15 protein-coding genes are annotated in these 17222 nt (G+C 65.4%); 4 read left to right on the forward strand and 11 right to left on the reverse strand.

The window, feature by feature from the left end; translation table 11 throughout:
• Positions 1-10 precede the first annotated feature (10 nt).
• The 4 genes from CRO50_RS01965 to CRO50_RS01980 all read right to left on the reverse strand — a co-directional run bounded on the left by CRO50_RS01965 (position 11) and on the right by CRO50_RS01980 (position 4738).
• Positions 11-1114, reverse strand: coding sequence for an ABC transporter ATP-binding protein (locus tag CRO50_RS01965; protein WP_269778115.1), 1104 nt, complete (start codon positions 1112-1114; stop codon positions 11-13).
• Positions 1115-1145: 31 nt separating this feature from the next.
• Positions 1146-2663, reverse strand: coding sequence for an arabinosylfuranosidase ArfA (gene arfA, locus CRO50_RS01970; protein ID WP_097144188.1), 1518 nt, complete (start codon positions 2661-2663; stop codon positions 1146-1148).
• Positions 2664-2772: 109 nt separating this feature from the next.
• A complete protein-coding gene (locus CRO50_RS01975; RefSeq protein ID WP_097144189.1) occupies positions 2773-3702 on the reverse strand; it encodes a LysR family transcriptional regulator in 930 nt (309 codons plus the stop codon).
• Positions 3703-3817: 115 nt separating this feature from the next.
• Positions 3818-4738 (reverse strand): DMT family transporter, encoded by a 921-nt coding sequence (locus CRO50_RS01980; RefSeq protein ID WP_097144190.1) that lies wholly within the window; start codon positions 4736-4738, stop codon positions 3818-3820.
• A 188-nt stretch (positions 4739-4926) separates the two neighbouring features.
• On the opposite strand from CRO50_RS01980, the gene CRO50_RS01985 reads away from it, so the two are divergent.
• Together CRO50_RS01985 and CRO50_RS01990 are read left to right on the forward strand one after the other, a co-directional pair.
• Positions 4927-5520, forward strand: coding sequence for a HupE/UreJ family protein (locus CRO50_RS01985; RefSeq protein ID WP_097144191.1), 594 nt, complete (start codon positions 4927-4929; stop codon positions 5518-5520).
• Positions 5521-5524: 4 nt separating this feature from the next.
• The gene (locus CRO50_RS01990; RefSeq protein WP_097144192.1) at positions 5525-6163 is read left to right on the forward strand and encodes a hypothetical protein; all 639 of its coding nucleotides are present in this window, start codon (positions 5525-5527) and stop codon (positions 6161-6163) included.
• Between the two features lie 3 nt (positions 6164-6166).
• On the opposite strand, the gene msrA is transcribed toward CRO50_RS01990, so the two are convergent.
• Together msrA and msrB are read right to left on the reverse strand one after the other, a co-directional pair.
• Positions 6167-6676, reverse strand: coding sequence for a peptide-methionine (S)-S-oxide reductase MsrA (msrA, locus tag CRO50_RS01995; protein WP_097144193.1), 510 nt, complete (start codon positions 6674-6676; stop codon positions 6167-6169).
• Positions 6673-7122, reverse strand: coding sequence for a peptide-methionine (R)-S-oxide reductase MsrB (msrB, locus tag CRO50_RS02000; protein WP_097144682.1), 450 nt, complete (start codon positions 7120-7122; stop codon positions 6673-6675). Before msrB ends, msrA begins: the two co-directional genes overlap by 4 nt.
• A 286-nt stretch (positions 7123-7408) precedes the next feature.
• On the opposite strand from msrB, the gene CRO50_RS02005 reads away from it, so the two are divergent.
• On the forward strand, positions 7409-7963 hold the full coding sequence (locus CRO50_RS02005) for a hypothetical protein (RefSeq protein WP_097144194.1): 555 nt from the start codon (positions 7409-7411) through the stop codon (positions 7961-7963).
• Positions 7964-8358: 395 nt separating this feature from the next.
• Positions 8359-9096, forward strand: a complete 738-nt coding sequence (locus CRO50_RS02010; RefSeq protein ID WP_143516838.1) for a hypothetical protein — start codon at positions 8359-8361, stop codon at positions 9094-9096.
• A 68-nt stretch (positions 9097-9164) separates the two neighbouring features.
• On the opposite strand, the gene queG is transcribed toward CRO50_RS02010, so the two are convergent.
• The 5 genes from queG to gltB all read right to left on the reverse strand — a co-directional run bounded on the left by queG (position 9165) and on the right by gltB (position 17214).
• Positions 9165-10232, reverse strand: a complete 1068-nt coding sequence (gene queG / locus CRO50_RS02015; RefSeq protein WP_416061093.1) for a tRNA epoxyqueuosine(34) reductase QueG — start codon at positions 10230-10232, stop codon at positions 9165-9167.
• A 60-nt stretch (positions 10233-10292) separates the two neighbouring features.
• Complete coding sequence (fzlA, locus tag CRO50_RS02020; protein WP_097144196.1) at positions 10293-10964, reverse strand: FtsZ-binding protein FzlA; 672 nt, start codon at positions 10962-10964, stop codon at positions 10293-10295.
• A 49-nt stretch (positions 10965-11013) separates the two neighbouring features.
• A complete protein-coding gene (gene mtgA / locus CRO50_RS02025; protein ID WP_097144197.1) occupies positions 11014-11763 on the reverse strand; it encodes a monofunctional biosynthetic peptidoglycan transglycosylase in 750 nt (249 codons plus the stop codon).
• Between the two features lie 271 nt (positions 11764-12034).
• Positions 12035-12334 (reverse strand): hypothetical protein, encoded by a 300-nt coding sequence (locus CRO50_RS02030; RefSeq protein ID WP_097144198.1) that lies wholly within the window; start codon positions 12332-12334, stop codon positions 12035-12037.
• A gap of 341 nt (positions 12335-12675) precedes the next feature.
• A complete protein-coding gene (gene gltB, locus CRO50_RS02035; protein ID WP_097144199.1) occupies positions 12676-17214 on the reverse strand; it encodes a glutamate synthase large subunit in 4539 nt (1512 codons plus the stop codon).
• Positions 17215-17222 lie beyond the last annotated feature (8 nt).

Here is a 17222-nt window from a genome sequence, read left to right on the forward strand (position 1 = left end):
ATTCAGTTTTTCACCGAATTCTCTTGTCCTCTTCGTCGAAGACGAAGATGCGGCCACCCTCGGGGGTGACCGTCTGCGTCGTGCCGCCCATGTCGTGGCGGGCACCGGATTGCTGGAAGATCACGGGCTCCCCCCCCTCAAGGGTGCCGTGCTGGTAGGACATGCCGCCCAGTTCCTCGGCCACGTCCACCGCCACGCGCAGGCCGGGACCATCGGTCAGGCTGAGGTGCTCGGGGCGGATGCCGATGGTGATCTTCGCGCCCTCGGCGGGCGGATTCTCCAGGGCCACGTCGAAGCTCTGGTCGCCCTGTCCGTCCAGCTGCGCGGTGATGCCGCCCGCGGTCCGCGCGGTCACCGTCGCGGCGAAGAAGTTCATCGACGGAGAGCCGATGAACCCTGCCACGAAGCGGTTGGACGGGTCGTCGTAGAGATCCAGCGGCGCGCCGGATTGCTGCACGTAGCCGCCCTGGAGCACGAAGATCTTGTCGGCCAGGGTCATTGCTTCGACCTGGTCATGGGTGACGTAGATCATCGTCGCGCCAAGCGCCTTGTGCAGCCGCGCCAGCTCGAGGCGCATCTGCACCCGAAGCTCGGCATCGAGGTTCGACAGCGGCTCGTCGAACAGGAAGACCTCGGGCGCGCGGACGATGGCGCGGCCGATGGCGACCCGCTGGCGCTGGCCGCCGGAAAGCTGCGAGGGCTTCTTCTCGAGGTGGTCGGTCAGCTGCAGGATCGCTGCCGCCTCCTGGACCTTCTTGGTGACCTCGGCCTTGGGACGCTTGGCCAGGCGCAGGCTGAAGGCCATGTTCTCGAAGACCGACAGATGCGGGTAGAGCGCATAGGACTGAAAGACCATGGCGACGCCACGATCGGCAGGATCCTCGTCGGTGACCTCCCGTTCACCGATATGGATCTTGCCATCCGTGGTGTCCTCAAGCCCCGCCACCATGCGCAGCAGGGTCGACTTCCCGCAACCCGACGGGCCGACGAAGACCGCGAATTCCCCGCGGCGGATCTCCATGTCCACGCCGCGGATCACTTTCATCGGTCCAAAGCTCTTCTGGACCCCTTGCAGATGAACGCCCATGTCCTCCATGGCGGTTCCTCCCCCCATATTCATGTCTTTCAGCTCGTCTCCCCCCTGTTTATCCGACCGAGAGCCGGATCAAGGAATAGGAGAAGGCCGGCAGCTCGCCCTTGAGCGATCCGTCGACGACTCCCAGCTTGTCGCCCTTGCGCGGCTTGATGCGGTCGGGCTCGGCCTCGGTGTTGGCCACCCGCGCCTCGCTGAAGTCGCCGCCCATCACCTGGTGGTCGATGATCGTCACGTTGTCGAAGCCCTGCAGGTCCAGACTGACCTCCATCGGTTCCTCGAGGCTGCGGTTGATGGCGAAGAGGGTCACCGACTTGCCGTCGGGCGCCAGCACGGCGGCGATATCTAGGAAGTTCACGTCCTGCGCCGCATCCTCGTCGTAGCGCGGGCAGTCCACGGCGACGTTGAGCGCGGTGCCGCGGCCATGGAGGCTGGCGAACTGGTAGGGATAGTAGATCGAGGTCGCCCAGGCGCTGCCGCCCCTGGTGGTGCGGATCGGGGCGATCACGTTCACCAGCTGCGCGATACAGGCGATCTTCACCCGGTCCGAACGGCGGATGAACTCGTTCAGCAGACCGCCGACGAAGATCGCATCCTCGAGGTTGTAATCCTCTTCCAGCAGCGCCGGCGCCTCGGGCCAGTCCCAGGAGTGCCAGTTCTTACTGTCCTGCTCGCGGTTGTGATACCAGACGTTCCACTCGTCGAAGCAGATGTAGATATCGTTCTTGGCCCGCTTCTTGGCCTTCACGTAGTCGATGACCCCGGCGATGGACTGGATGTAGCGGCCGGTCTCTTCGATCTTGGCGAAGTAGTTCAGCGTGTTGCGGCTGGTGTTGCCGAAGTACTTGTGCAGCGAGATGTAATCGACGTTCTCATAGCATTCCTCCAGCACCTGGCGTTCCCAGTCGGGATAGGTGGGCATGCCATCGTTGGACGAGCCGCAGACCACGGTCTCGATCCCGCCGCCGAAGGCCTTCACCGCCTTCGAGGTCTCATCCGCCAGGCGACCGTATTCCTTGGCCTCCATGTGACCGATCTGCCAGGGGCCATCCATCTCGTTGCCGAGGCACCACATCTTCACGCCATAGGGGCTCTCGACCCCGTGGCTGCGCCGCAGGTCGCTCCAGTAGGTGCCCGAGGGGTGGTTGCAATATTCGACGAAGTTGCGCGCCTCCTCGATGCCGCGGGTGCCCAGGTTGACCGCCAGCATCATCTCGATGCCCGCATCCTCGGCCCAACCGGCGAATTCGTTGATGCCGACCTGGTTGGTCTCCTTCGAGCGCCAGGCAAGATCGAGACGCACCGGACGATCCTCTTGCGGACCGATGCCGTCCTCCCACTTGTAGGCCGAGACGAAGTTGCCACCCGGATAGCGGATCGCGGGGATGTTCAGCCCCCGGACAAGCTCCAGGACATCGGTGCGGAACCCCTGCGCATTGGCCGTGGGATGGTCCGGTTCATAGATGCCGCTGTAGATGGCGCGGCCCATATGCTCGATGAAGGCGGAATAGAGACGATCATCAATCCTGGCGATCTTGTAGTCCCGATGAACTGTTGCGCGGCCCTTCATAGCCCCTCCCGATACGAATCCTGATTGACGGGACCCTACGCAGCGGAAGCGTTAACAGAAATTTACTTTTTCTTCTCTCGCGTTGACAGAATTGATAACAAAAGGCGGTTTACGCCCCTGAAATACGGCTCTTGACCAGATCTAGAAGGCGCGAAGCGGCCGGAGAAATCAGGCGATCTCGCGGGCAAAGCACGTAATATGGCTCGATCGCGATGGGTCTTTCGGTCTCGAGCAGGGTCAGATCGGCGCAATAGGGCGGCGAGAGCAGCAGGTCCGCGACCTCCTGGGTGACCACCGCGATGACGTCCGAATCCCGCAGCAGCGCCATGATCGCGACGACCGAGGCGGTCTTGATCATGCTCTGCGGCAGGTCGATGCCCTCTTCGTAGAAGGCGATCTCGAGCGCATGGCGAATCGGCGCGCCACGGTCCTGCATGGTCCACAATGCGTCCTGAAGTTCGGCCAGGGCTATCGGGCCGGCGTCGGCCAGCGGATGGCTGCGCCGCACCATGAGCAGGATCGACTCGGTCTTGGCGGGGATGATGTCGAAGTCGCGGGAATAATCATGCGAGCCCACGCGGCTCAGGGTGAAGTCGTAGTCACCCCGCTCCAGCCCCAGCATGAGATGCGACGAGGACGAGACATCGAGCGAGACATCGACCTGCGGCGCGATGTGCTTGAGATCCAGGATCGAGGGGATCAGCACCGCCAGCGCGCCGCCGGTCACCGCGCCGACCCGCACGGCACCGCCCTGCCCGCCGAGATGGGCCGAGAATTCCTCTGCCATCTGGTCGACATCATGGACCAGCTTGCGGGCATGTCGGGCCAGGACCTGGCCTGCCGGGGTCGGCACCATGCCCTTGGCCTTGCGCTCGAACAATTCCGTTTCAAGCTGCGTCTCCATGTCGGCCAGCATGCGCGAGGCGGCGGGCGTGGTCATGCCGCAGGCGTCTGCCGCCAGGCGCAGCTTGCCATGGGTGGAGATGGCAGAGATCAGGCGCAGCTGAACCGGCCGGAGAGAGCGAAGATAAAGACCCAATTGCTTACAAACCCGGTTTCCTGTTGTCGCCTGCGCCAACCATGCTGGAGAAGGACAAGGCTCTGCAAGGGGCGGCGGTGGAGCGGGTCCCTGCCCCCGCCCCGGTACCGTCGCCTCAGGTCGGGGTCTTGGCCGAGCGCGCCGCCTCGCGCTTCAGGCCCAGATGGCGCTCGCGCAGGATGATGATCACCCCCGCCGAGATGATGATCGCCGCCCCGAGCAGCATTTGCGGGGTCGGCACCTCGTCGAAGATGAAATAGCCGATGCCCAGGGCAAAGAGCATCGAGGCATAGTCGAAGGGCGCCACCACCGAAGCATCGGCGAAGCGGTAGCTGGAGGTCAGGAAGATCTGCCCCATCCCGCCGATGAGCCCCGCCGTGATCAGCATCAGCACCGTCGGTATCGAGGGCACGGCCCAGCCGAAGGGCAGGGTCAGCAGCGACAGCAGGGTCGAGGTGACCGAGAACCAGAAGACGATGGCCGAGGTCTGCTCGCTCCGCACCATGTTGCGGATGTGAACCTGGGCAAGGGCGGCGCAGACCGCGCCGAAAAGGACGATGATCGCGCCGACCGCCTCGGTCACCTGCATGGTGTCGTCGCCCAGGGTGCTGAGCCGTGGCGCCAGCACGATCAGCACGCCGACCAGGCCCAGGAAGACCGCGCCCAGGCGGTAGATGCCGACCTTCTCGGACAGGAACATCGCGGCGAAGACCACCGTCAGCAGCGGTGCCGCATAGCCAAGCGCGGTGACCTCGGGCAGCGGAAGAAGGGCCAGGCCGGCAAAGCCGCACCCCATGCCCATGGTGCCGATGAGCCCGCGCCAGACGTGGGCCTGGGGTGATTTCACCCGCCAGCCGGTGGTCAGGTCACCGCGCAGGGCCAGCCAGCCCAGGATCACCGGCAGGGCGAAGAACGAACGGAAGAAGACCGACTGGCCCGGCGGCACCTCGGCCGACCCGGCCTTGATCAGCGAGGACATGGTGATGAAGCAGAGCACCGCGACGAGTTTCAGGAGGATGCCCTTGAGCGGCTGCATGGCCCTTGCCTTTCCGGTGGGTTACGCGGCGTTTGTCGCGCGCGGCAGGTAGGAGGTCAATTGCCAAGGCGGGTTTGCATCCGCGCCACAGCTTCCGCCCCGGCGGCCCGACAGGGCCCGAGCCAGATTGACCCTCCGTGGCCGAAAGGTCATCTTGGCGCGCAATCCCCGCCACGAAAGATCCCCCCATGCGCCTGAACCGCCTTCCCCTGCTGCCCCTCGCCCTTGCCGTCCTTGCCCTGCAGACCGGCGTGGCCCAGGCCCATACCAGCACCGGAGCAGGCGGCTTCGCCAGCGGCTTTGCCCATCCGATCCTGGGTTGGGATCACGTGGTGGCCATGGTGGCCGTGGGTCTCTGGGGGGCGGTGCTTGGCCGTCCCGCGCTCTGGCTGCTGCCGCTGGTCTTCCCGCTGGTCATGGCGCTTGGTGCCGCCGCCGGCATCCTCGGCCTGCCGCTGCCCGCCGTCGAGACCGGCATCGCGCTGTCCGGCGTCGTGCTGGGGCTGATGGTGGCTCTGGCCTGGCCCGCGCCGCTCTGGGTGGCCGCCCTGATCACCGGCGCTTTCGCCATCTTCCACGGCCACGCCCATGGCACCGAGCTGCCGGGCACGGCGGGGCCGCTGGCCTATGGCCTGGGCTTCGTGCTGGGCACCGGGCTGCTGCACATGGCGGGCATCGGCTTCGGCCTGCTCTGGACCTCGCCCCGAGGCCGCCTTGCGGTGCGCGCCGCCGGCCTTGCCATCGCCGCCGCCGGAGGCGCCTTCCTGACCGGCCTCGCCTGAGCCCTTGCGCCAGGCACAGCTCCGCCTCCTGCCCAGCGTCCTGACCAACCTCGGGGTCCTTGCCCTGCCAGGCATGGCCCTGCCCGGCACGGCCCTGGCGCATCCGGGCAGCACGCTGCAACACCAGGCCGGGGACTTCACCCTTGGCCTGGGCCTCTCGCTGGGTCTGCTGGAAAGTCTGTTGCCCCTGATCGCCCTGGGCCTGGCACTGGCCGGCCGCCCGCGCCTGCCCTGGCTGCCCATGCTGATCGGCCTCGGCGCGGGGCTGAGCCTCGCTGGCCTGGCGCCCGAGGGCATCGGCGCTGCCGCCCTCGGGGCCGGCTGCCTCCTGGCGCTGGTCACGGCGCTCTGCCCGCCCCCCCTGCCCGCCGCGCTGCAAGGTGCCGCTGCGGTGCTGCTGCCGGGGCTGGCCGTGGCTAGCCTCTACCACGGCGGCAGCGCCACACCGCCCATGGCGATGATCCTTGGAAGCCTGTCGGGGGTGATGCTTGCGGTGCTGGGGCCTGCCCTTGGCGGGCGCCAGATCCTGCGATTGCCGGGCAAGATCCCGGCTCTGGCCTTGCGGATCGCGGCCAGCTGGCTCGCCGCGATCCTGATCATCGTGCTGGCCTTCGTCCTGGCGGGTCCGCCGGACGGGCTCTAGCGCCTACTCCGCCGCAGAGCGCTTGGGCAGCACCCAGTCGGGGCGCGGGAAGTGGCAGGTATAGCCGTTCGGGATGCGCTCCAGGTAATCCTGGTGCTCGGGCTCGGCTTCCCAGAAATCGCCCACGGGCTCGACCTCGGTGACCACCTTGCCGGGCCAGATGCCCGAGGCGTTCACATCGGCGATGGTATCCAGCGCCACCTGCTTCTGCTCTTCGTCCACGTAGTAGATGGCCGAGCGGTAGGACATGCCGATGTCATTGCCCTGGCGGTTCGGCGTGGTCGGATCATGGATCTGGAAGAAGAACTCCAGCAGATCGCGGTACGAGATCACCTCGGGGTCGTAGATGATCTCGATCCCCTCGGCATGGGTGCCGTGGTCGCGGTAGGTCGCATTGGGCACATCGCCGCCGGTATAGCCGACGCGGGTGCGGGCGACGCCGGGCTTCTTGCGGATCAGGTCCTGCATGCCCCAGAAACAGCCGCCGGCCAGAACTGCACGTGCTTCACTCATTCCACTTCCTCCACTTGATCGAGGTATTTGCCGTAGCCCTCTGCCTCCATCTCGTCCTTGGGGACGAAACGCAGCGAGGCCGAATTGATGCAATAGCGCAGCCCGCCGCGTTCGGTCGGACCATCGGGGAAGACATGGCCCAGGTGACTGTCGCCATGTTTCGAGCGCACCTCGATGCGCACCATGCCATGGCTCTCGTCACGCAGGTTGACGATGTTCTCTTCCTCGATCGGCTTCACGAAGCTGGGCCAGCCACAGCCGCTTTCATATTTCGCCGAGGAGGCAAAAAGCGGCTCGCCCGAGACCACGTCAACGTAGATCCCGACCCGCTTGTTGCCCAGCAGGGCGCCTGTGAAGGGCCGCTCGGTGCCGCTTTCCTGGGTCACCCGGTATTCCTCGGGGCTCAGTCGGGCGAGGGCCTCTTCGGTCTTGCGGTACTCCGTCATGGGTTCCTCCATTGCTGCTGCTTTATGTGGGCAAGCCTGGGCGAAAGGAAAGGGGCGCACCGGCGGAAGGCGTCAGAAACGGGGATGGGGCGGGATAGTTTCACCCAGGCCTGACCCCTGGCCAAAACCGGCAGCGGCTTGCCAACTGACGCGGGTTCGACAGGCAAGCCCCTGCCACCAAACGACTTTCCCTAAGACCGCAGGAACCGGGCCGCGCGGCCTTCCGTTGATGCAGCGACCGGCACCAATCACCGGCCCATATTGAACTAACGTCAAAGGAAACGACATGACCACCAAGACCCGCTCCATCGCGCTCGCCACCCTGCTTGCCACCACCATTTCCGGCGCCGCCATGGCCGATATCTCTCTCGATACCGGCGGCTCGCTCGGGGTGTCCGTCGGCGACAGCGGCATCAGCACCGACGGCGGCCTCTCGGTGAATGCCTCCGAAGACGGTCTGAACGCGGATCTGGGCGGCGCGCTGAACGCCGATGCCGATGGCGAAGCGGAAGGCTCGCTTGCCGCTGATGGCTCTGCCAATGTCTCGACCGATGAGGGTGAGGCCTCGGGCGGCCTGCTGCTCTCGAGCATGCTGGACGGCGACGAGCTGAACGCCACCACGGTGACCGAGCTGATGGCCAAGGGCTCCATCGACGAAGAGGGCCTGGACGCCGCCGTTTCGGCCAACGCCGAGGCCATTGCCTCGATGCGCGACGCCATTGCCGCAGATGCCGAGCTTTCGGCTGCCCTGGACGCGGAAGGCTATGCCGCAGAGGACGTGATCGGCGCCCAGGCAATGGCCGATGGCAGCACCCGCCTGGTGATCGACGACCGCAGCTGATCCCCGGATCAGCGCCGCTTTTCCAGGCGCGCCAAGGTTTGAAAACGGATGCCTCCGCCCGGTTCGGGCGGGGGCTTTTCGCGTTTATCGGCAAGAATTCGCCGGCACACGGAACATCACGTTAACGTTTGATTCACAAGAGATTCTTGTCTCGTCAAATGCTTTGGTCACAAATTTGACCCTCTCGACAGGAGCGAAAATTCGCCAACTCTCCCCCTGGTTGCAACCGCCTCTGCGTCTCTCACGTTTCTTCCATGCAAGGCCCGGACATTATTCCGGCCCCAACGAGCTGATGGAGGAAGTAGCTCATGACTGGTACATTTATTAAGAAAGCAGCACTTACTACCGCCGTACTCGCCCTTATGGCCCCCGCCGCGGCGCAGGCAGACATTGGATTGGACGTTGATCTGGGGCTGGATGACGGCGTCCAGGCAGACGTCGACCTGGACCTCGGTCTGGGCGGAGATGACGGGGTGAACGCGGATGCCGACGTCGGCCTCGGTATCGGCGGCGACGATGGCGTGAACGCCGACGCAGACCTGAATGCCGGGCTCGGTGGCAGTGACGGCGTCACTGCGGATGCCGACATCGGCGCCGGTCTGGGCGGCGGTGACGGCGTTACCGCTGATGCCGATGTCGTGGCCGGTGTCGGTGGCGATGATGGGCTGGGCGTCGACGCAGAGGTCGATGCAGATGTCCTGAGCCAGTCGATTGCCGATCTGGGCGCCGATCTGGGCGTGACCACCAACGGCGGCTCGGGTTCCGGTGGCTCCGGCACGGGCACCACCACCGCGCAGGGCACCACGACCAGCACCACCACGACGAACACCACCGGTGGAAATACCTTCGCCTTTGCCGATACCAGCACCTCTGTGGTCGCCACGGCCCCGCCCTCGGCCTTCGGCCTGGTGACGGTGACCCAGCTGCAGCGCCGCCGCGAGATCGACCTGCAATGGTTCGACTGGAAGATCTCTCAGTCGCAGGGCTGGATCGCCAACCTGCGCCAGCGCGTGGCCTCGAACCGTCCGCTGGCCTCCTGGCTGGTCGGTGAAGGCTGGTGGCCCCAGGATGTGGTGGGCTTCTACCGCAAGACCGATGGCAGCCTCTGGCTGATCGTCGACGACCGCGCCTGAGGCGCGACGCTGCCCCACTCACGGACCAAGATCACGATCACACCCGGAGCTCGCTTCCGGGTGTGATCTCATGCGGAGGGCAGCCGGTCGAGGGCCCAGCGGGCCGCCTCGGCCAGGGTCGGATCGGGGTCCTCGGCCAGCGGCGCCACCGCCGTGCGCAGATCGGCCCGGCCCGAGTTGCCGATGGCATAGGCCACGTTGCGCAGGAAACGGTCCCGTCCGATGCGCTTGATCGGAGACCCCGAGAACCGCGCCCGGAACGCCGCATCATCAAGCCCCGCCAGCTCTGCCAGCGCGGGGGCGTTCAGGTCGTCGCGGGCGTGGTACTTCACCTCTGATGCGCGGCGGGCGAACTTGTTCCAGGGACAGACCGCAAGGCAGTCATCGCAGCCGTAGATCCGATTGCCGAGCGCCGGGCGCAGCTCTTCGGGCACCGGGCCCTTGTGCTCGATCGTCAGGTAGGAAATGCAGCGCCGCGCATCAAGCTGGTAGGGCGCGGGGAAGGCATCGGTCGGGCAGGCATCCAGGCAGCGGCGGCACTGGCCGCAATGGTCGACCTCCGGCGCGTCGCGCGGCAGCTCCAGCGTGGTGAAGATGGCGCCCAGGAAGAACCAGCTGCCCAGCTCGCGGCTGACCAGGTTGGTGTGCTTGCCCTGCCAGCCCAGCCCGGCGGCCTGGCCCAGGGCCTTTTCCGGCACCGGCGCGGTATCGACGAAGACCTTCACCTGCGCCGCCGCGCCATCCTCCTGGGGCCCGGCCTCGGCGATGAGCCAGCGCGCCAGCCGCTTCAGGCGCTTCTTGACCACATCGTGGTAGTCCTTGTTCTGCGCATAGACCGAGATACCCGCCCGGTCGGGTTGCTCCAGCACCGCCAGCGGATCATGGTCGGGTCCGTAGTTCTCGGCCAGCATGATGATACTCTGCGCCTCGGGCCAGAGCTGCGCCGGGTCGCCGCGCCAGTGGCTGCGCTCTTCCATCCACTGCATCTGGCCGTGGAAACCCGCCTCGAGAAAGGCCTGCAGCCGCCCGGCCACCTGCGGCACCGCCTCGGGCGCGCAGATGCGCACGGCGGAAAAGCCCTCGGCCAGGGCCTGCCGTTTCAGCGTTTCGACAAGGGTGTCGCCGGGCATCGTCATGGGCACCGTTCTGCCAGAAAACACCGGCAAGGGCCATCGGCGGCCCGTCTTGCGCGCAGATCAGAAATCCAGGTCGGCGTAGTGGGCCGGCGGCGGGAAGCCCGGCACCTGGTCCATCAGGATCGACCGGAAGGCAGGCCGGGACTTGATCTTGGCATACCAGTCCTTCACCCCCGGTGCGCGATCCCAGTCTACGTCCGAGATGTAGTCGAGCGAGGACAGGTGCGCGGCGGCGGCGAAATCGGCCAGGGTCATGCGGTCGCCCGCCAGCCAGCGGCGGTGATCCAGCAGCCAGCCCATGTAATCGAGGTGGAACTTGATCGCCCGAAGACCGGCCATGACATTGGTGGAATTGGGGAAACCCTGCCCGGTGATCTTCTTGTTCACCCGCTCGTAGAGCAGTTTCGAGGTCACCTCGTGGTGGAACTTGTCGTCGAACCACATCACCAGGCGGCGCACCTCGTGCCGGGTCAGCGGGTCAGAGGGCATCAGCGCGGGCTCGGGGTAAAGCTCTTCGAGGTACTCGCAGATCGCGGCGCTCTCGGCCAGCGCATGGCCGTCCAGCTTCAGCACCGGCACCTTGCCGGCGGGATTGCGGCGCAGGAAGTCGGGGTCCTTCTCCCAGTAGCGCTCTTCGATCAGCTTCACTTCGACCTTCTTCTCGGCCAGCGACAGGCGGACCTTGCGGCAGAAGGGGGACAGGGGAACGTGGTAAAGCTCGGCAGAAATCATCGACAACATCCTCTTACCTGACCCGTCTTGCCGCGCCGGGACGTGAAGTTCAACTCTGGAAACAGGCCGCGCGCCCGTCCCGGTCGATGGTCGCCGCACCATCGCGGATTGCCGCCGAGCGGCGCTGCAGATATTCCGTGGGCTTGCTGGCCGACCGCGACTTGGGCGAGGGCAGCACCGAGGCCAGCCGCGCCGCCTGCTGGTCCGAGAGCGCCTCGGCGGAGACGCCGAAGTAATGCTGCGCCGCCGCTTCGACACCGAAGACGCCCTCATCGAACTCCGCGACGTTCATGTAAACCTCCAGGATGCGGCGCTTCGACCAGAAGAGCTCGACCAGGGGGGTCAGCAGGGCCTCCAGCGCCTTCCGGGTATAGGTGCGCCCGTGCCAGAGGTAGACGTTCTTCACCACCTGCTGGGTCAGGGTCGAGCCACCGCGATTGCCGCCCTCCGAGATGGCCTCGCGCAGGGCGGTCATGTCGACGCCCCAGTGCAGGCAGAAATTCGCATCCTCCGCCGCCACGACCGAGCGCGCCATCACCGGGGCGATCTTGTCCATCGGCACCCACTGGCGCTGGATCTCATCGAGTCGCAGGTGCTCTCTGGTCATGTAGAGACCGGGCCAGGGCCGCAGGAAACCGTGCAGGGCGATGACGAAGATCACCACCGCCACCACGCCGAGAAAGGCGCGGGCCAGGTTGTGAACGGCACGGCGCAGCAGGCTGCGGGCCGGGCGCCGGGATGCCGCCTTGCCTTTGCCGCGCTTGCGGGTGCTGCTCTTGGGTTTCGCCTTGCGTGCCACCGTCCCGATATACGTGCCAAGGCGGTGCAGGAAAAGCGTTCAACTTGAATGGAGGAGAGGGGGGCGCAGGGCTGCCGCAGCGGCGGGCAGCGGCAGAAAACCGGCCTGATCTTCTGACATCTGCGTGAAAATGCGAAAGGGGCTCTTCCCCGGGGAGGGAAGAGCCCCTTTCTACGACCAGAGGGGAGGAGGTCGTTTCATCCGGGTCGGGCTGGCCGGCCTGGCCGACGGGGATCTGAACCGAGTGGTCAGCCCGCTCCGGAGGGTCCGATTACTCGGCATAGACGAAGGGGGTCTGAGCAGCCGCGTCGTCCTCATCGGAGACGAAGAAGGAGTTCAGGACCGAAGTGTCGCCGCGCGAGGTCGCGTTGGAGGCTTCTTCGTAGACGAAGGGGGTCTGACGAGCGGCGTCTTCGGTGCCGCGGTTCACGCGGACCACGGTCGGAGCGGCGTTTTCAGCTGCGCCATAGACGAAGGGGGTTTGCTCGGCTGCGTCATCGCTTGCGAAGGCGGCGGTGGTGGCGGAGGCGGCGATCAGGGTTGCGATGCCGAAGGCTTTGAGGGTTTTCATTTCTAAATCCACTTCTTGAGTTGTCGGCGCCGGCTTGTTTCGTTTGCGGCGTCGTCTGATGGAATGAAGATAGGGGTCGCCTCGGGCAGAGTGAAGTGCATCCATGCACATCAAACATCGCAAAATGGCCCGACAGTTTTCAGGAAAACATACAGATCAAACTAAGTATCTGATTTTTATGTATTTTCATAATTCATTCCAGACTGAACAAATAGACTTACAAGTTCAAAACTAGCCGAAATCCGCCGCTTGAAAGCCTGAAATCGTCCCCAAAACGCAAAGAGGGGCCCGACGGTGCGGGCCCCTCTTGAAAGCGGGATCTTGGCTTCTACTGGCTGGAATTATTCAGCCGGAACAGCAGCTTCCTTGTTCGAGAGCGGATGCGACAGGTGCACCAGCATCTCTTTCGGGCAGATCTGCAGGAAGTTGCCCTTCTCCATGTCCCAGTGCTGAAGGATGTCCCCGGCCTTGCGCGAGCCGGTTTCAGCATGGTGACGCTCGATCAGGCCTTTCAGCTGCTGCTCCCAGTGATCCACGGTCACCGGGCAGGTCACCAGGGTCTCCATGTTCATCAGCGTCTGGGCGCGACCCTCGGGGTCGTAGAGATACGCCATGCCTCCGGTCATGCCCGCGCCGAAGTTCGGCCCGATGGAGCCGAGGATCACCGCGATACCGCCGGTCATGTACTCGCAACCGTTCGAGCCACAGCCCTCGATCACCACCTTGGCGCCGGAGTTGCGGACCGCGAAACGCTCGCCCGCGCGGCCGGCGGCAAAGAGATAGCCGTCGGTTGCGCCGTAAAGCACCGTGTTGCCGATGATGGTGTTCTCGGAGGCGACCAGGGGCGACTGCATCGAGGGACGCACCACCACGGTGCCGCCCGAGAGGCCCTTGCCCACGTAGTCGTTCGCCTCGCCCGAGACCTCGATCTTCAGACCGGGGGCCGCGAAGGCGCCCAGGGACTGACCGGCAGAGCCTTCAAGCTTGACCGTCAGGTGGTCGGGCTGCAGCGCGTTGCGCATGCCGAAGGCCCGGACGATGTGGCTGGACGTGCGCGTGCCCACTGTCCGGTGCGTGTTCTGCACCGCGTAGGACAGCTGCATCTTCTCGCCGTCCTTGAGGAAGCGCGCCGCGTCGCGGACGATTTCCGCATCCAGCGTGTCCGGCACCGCGTTGCGCGGCTTCAGACGGTCGTAGTGGATGTCCTTGGCGCCATCGACGGTGATCAGCAGCGGGTTCAGGTCGAGATCGTCGAGGTGCTCGGCACCGCGCGACACCTGGTGCAGCAGATCGGCGCGGCCGATCACGTCATCCAGGGACTTCGCGCCGATCTCGGCCAGGATCTCGCGCACTTCCTGGGCGTAGAAGGTGATGAGGTTCACCACCTTGTCCGCCGTGCCGGTGAACTTGGCGCGCAGGCTCGGGTCCTGGGTACAGACGCCGACCGGGCAGGTGTTGGACTGGCACTGACGCACCATGATGCAGCCCATGGCGATCAGGGCGGCGGTGCCGATACCGTATTCCTCGGCGCCCATCATGGCGGCCATGACGATATCACGGCCGGTGCGCAGACCGCCGTCGGTGCGCAGCGTCACACGCTCGCGCAGCTTGTTCATCGCCAGAACCTGGTGGGCTTCGGTCAGACCCATCTCCCACGGCAGACCCGCGAACTTGATCGAGGTCGCCGGAGAGGCCCCCGTGCCGCCGTTGTGGCCCGAGATCAGGATCACGTCGGCCTTGGCCTTGGCCACACCCGCCGCAATCGTGCCGACGCCGGAAGACGACACCAGCTTCACCGTCACCTTCACGGTGGGGTTGATCTGCTTCAGGTCGTAGATCAACTGCGCCAGATCCTCGATCGAGTAGATATCGTGGTGCGGCGGCGGCGAGATCAGCGTCACGCCCTTGGTCGAGTGGCGCAGACGGGCGATCAAGTCGGTGACCTTCATGCCGGGCAGCTGGCCGCCCTCGCCGGGCTTGGCGCCCTGGGCCACCTTGATCTCGAGCTCTTCACACTGGTTCAGGTATTCGGCGGTGACGCCGAAACGACCCGAGGCCACCTGCTTGATCTTGGCAGAGGGGTTGTCGCCATTGGGCTCGGGCACGAAGTGTGCCGGATCTTCACCGCCCTCGCCCGAGTCGGACTTGGCGCCGATACGGTTCATGGCGACGTTCAGCAGCTTGTGCGCCTCGGGCGACAGGGCGCCGAGGGACATGCCGGGGGTGACGAAGCGCTTGCGGATCGAGGTGATCGATTCGACTTCCTCGATGGGGATCGACTTGCCCAAGGGCTTGATCGCCAGCAGGTCGCGCAGGTGGATCGGCGGGTTCGCTTGCATCCGGGCGGAATACTGCTTCCAGATCTCGTAGCTGGCACGGTCGCAGGCGGCCTGCAGCATGTGCATGGTCTGGGCTTCCCAGGCGTGGGTCTCGCCCGACTTGCGGGACTTGTAGAAACCACCGATGGGCAGCACGTCCTGCGTGCCTTTCCAGCCAAGGGCGTGGACGTCTTCGACCTTCTTCTGGATACCGTAGATGCCGATACCCGAGATCCGCGACAGCATGCCGGGGAAGAATTCGGCGCACATGGCGCGCGACAGGCCGACGGCCTCGAAGTTCAGACCACCGCGGTAGGAGCTGATCACCGAGATGCCCATCTTTGCCATGATCTTCAGCAGACCCTGGTCGATGGCGTCACGGTAGCGCTTCATGTTCTCGGTCAGGGTGCCATCCAGCAGGCCGCGCTTGATGCGGTCGGCAATGGAATCCTCGGCCAGGTAGGCGTTCACGATGGTCGCGCCCGAGGCGATCAGCACGGCGAAGTAATGCGGGTCGACGCATTCGGCAGAGCGCACACCGATGGAGCAGAACGTCCGCAGGCCCTTCTGGGTCAGCCAGGAGTGCACCGCAGAGGTCGCAAGGATCATCGGCATGGCCACCTTGTCGGGGCCCTGGTGCTGATCGGTCAGGATGATGTGACCGCCGCCGGAGCGCACGGCGTCCTCGGCTTCCTGGCGGATACGGTTCAGCGCCTCGCGCAGCGCGCCGCGCTCGCCGGTGGCCGGGAAGGTACAGTCGATCTCGACCATCTCGGCGTTGAAGTGCTTCTGCAGCTCGGTGAACTGGGCGTTGCCGACGAAGGGCGTATCCAGCACCAGGATCTCGGTCTGGGCGCTGCTTTCGTCCAGCACGTTCTTCAGGTTGCCGAAGCGGGTCTTCAGGCTCATCACGCGGAATTCGCGCAGGGAGTCGATCGGCGGGTTGGTCACCTGGCTAAAGTTCTGGCGGAAGAAGTGGCTCAGCGGGCGGTACTTGTTCGACAGCACGGCAGAGGGCGTGTCATCGCCCATCGAGGCCAGGGCCTCCTTGCCGTCTTCGGCCATGGGCGCCAGCATGGTTTCCAGCTCTTCGACCGAATAGCCGGCCGCGATCTGGCGCTTGCGCAGCTCGGCACCCTCGAAGAGGGGCTTTTCCTCGACCTGGTCCAGGACCTCGTCCAGCTCGGAGATCTTGCCGACCCATTCGCCGAAGGGCTGACCGGCGGCCAGTTTGTCCTTGATTTCGACGTCGTGATAGAGCTTGCCCTCGCGGGTATCCACGGCCAGCAGCTGACCCGGTCCAAGCGCACCCTTCTCGCGGACGGTACCTTCGTTGGTCGGCACCATGCCCGCCTCGGAACCGGCGATCAGCAGGCCGTCGCCCGTGACGACGTAGCGCATCGGGCGAAGACCGTTACGGTCGGTGCCGGCGCAGACCCAGCGACCATCGGTCATGGCCAGGGCGGCGGGACCGTCCCAGGGCTCCATCACCGAGTTGCAGTAGGAATACATGTCGCGCCAGGCTTCGGGCAGCTCTTCGGCCTGCTTGGACCAGCTTTCGGGCACCAGCATGGTCTTGGCCATGGGCGCCGAGCGACCGGCACGCACCAGCACCTCGAAAACCGCATCCAGCGCGGCAGAGTCCGAGGACCCACCGGGGATGATCGGCTTGATATCCTCGGCCAGGTCGCCGAAGGCGCCCGAGGCCATGCGGATCTCGTGGCTCTTCATCCAGTTGACGTTGCCCTTCAGCGTGTTGATCTCGCCGTTGTGGGCCAGCATGCGGAAGGGCTGGGCCAGCCACCACTGGGGGAAGGTGTTGGTGGAATAGCGCTGGTGATAGAGCGCGAAGGTCGATTCGAAGCGCTCGTCCATCAGGTCCGGGTAGAAGACGGCGACCTGCTCGGCCAGCATCATGCCCTTGTAGATGATCGACCGGCAGCTGAGCGACGCCAGGTAGAGCTCGTTGATGCCTGCCGCGGCGGCGGCCTTCTCGATCCGGCGGCGGATCACGTAGAGCTCGCGCTCGAAGGTGTCTTCGTCGACGCCCTTGATGTTCGAGATCAGGATCTGCTCGATCTCGGGGCGGGTGGCATTGGCCTTCTCGCCCAGGCAGTCGATGTCCACGGGCACGTGACGCCAGCCGTAGATGTAGTAGCCCATCTTCAGGACTTCGGATTCGACGATCGTCCGGCAGGTTTCCTGGGCACCGTGGTCGGTGCGCGGCAGGAAGACCTGGCCGACGGCCATCAGCTCATCCTTGCGGGGCTCGTGGCCGGTGCGCTTGATCTGGTCGTAGAAGAAGGGAACGGGGATCTGCACGTGGATGCCCGCGCCGTCGCCGGTCTTGCCGTCGGCGTCCACGGCACCACGGTGCCAGATCGCCTTCAGCGCGGTGATGCCCGCCTCGACGACCTTGCGCGAGGGCTTGCCGTCGATGGACACGACGAGGCCAACGCCGCAGGAGGAATGCTCATGCTCCTCGCGGAACAGGCCGTTCTCTTCCATCCACTTGCGCTTGGCTTCCTCGGCGCGCACCCAGTCTGCATCGTACTTGGTCATGATCAGGT

The organism is Pseudooceanicola antarcticus (assembly GCF_900215355.1).
Classification (GTDB): domain Bacteria; phylum Pseudomonadota; class Alphaproteobacteria; order Rhodobacterales; family Rhodobacteraceae; genus Pseudooceanicola; species Pseudooceanicola antarcticus.

Excerpts from the sequence above, each read along its gene's own strand:
- gltB (WP_097144199.1), bottom strand. The coding sequence starts at position 17,214 with ATGACCAAGTACGATGCAGACTGGGTGCGCGCCGAGGAAGCCAAGCGC.
- CRO50_RS02030 (WP_097144198.1), bottom strand. The coding sequence starts at position 12,334 with ATGAAAACCCTCAAAGCCTTCGGCATCGCAACCCTGATCGCCGCCTCC.
- msrB (WP_097144682.1), bottom strand. The coding sequence starts at position 7,122 with ATGACGGAGTACCGCAAGACCGAAGAGGCCCTCGCCCGACTGAGCCCC.
- CRO50_RS01965 (WP_269778115.1), bottom strand. The coding sequence starts at position 1,114 with ATGGGGGGAGGAACCGCCATGGAGGACATGGGCGTTCATCTGCAAGGG.
- arfA (WP_097144188.1), bottom strand. The coding sequence starts at position 2,663 with ATGAAGGGCCGCGCAACAGTTCATCGGGACTACAAGATCGCCAGGATT.
- msrA (WP_097144193.1), bottom strand. The coding sequence starts at position 6,676 with ATGAGTGAAGCACGTGCAGTTCTGGCCGGCGGCTGTTTCTGGGGCATG.
- CRO50_RS01985 (WP_097144191.1), top strand. The coding sequence starts at position 4,927 with ATGCGCCTGAACCGCCTTCCCCTGCTGCCCCTCGCCCTTGCCGTCCTT.
- CRO50_RS02005 (WP_097144194.1), top strand. The coding sequence starts at position 7,409 with ATGACCACCAAGACCCGCTCCATCGCGCTCGCCACCCTGCTTGCCACC.
- fzlA (WP_097144196.1), bottom strand. The coding sequence starts at position 10,964 with ATGATTTCTGCCGAGCTTTACCACGTTCCCCTGTCCCCCTTCTGCCGC.
- queG (WP_416061093.1), bottom strand. The coding sequence starts at position 10,232 with ATGACGATGCCCGGCGACACCCTTGTCGAAACGCTGAAACGGCAGGCC.
- CRO50_RS01980 (WP_097144190.1), bottom strand. The coding sequence starts at position 4,738 with ATGCAGCCGCTCAAGGGCATCCTCCTGAAACTCGTCGCGGTGCTCTGC.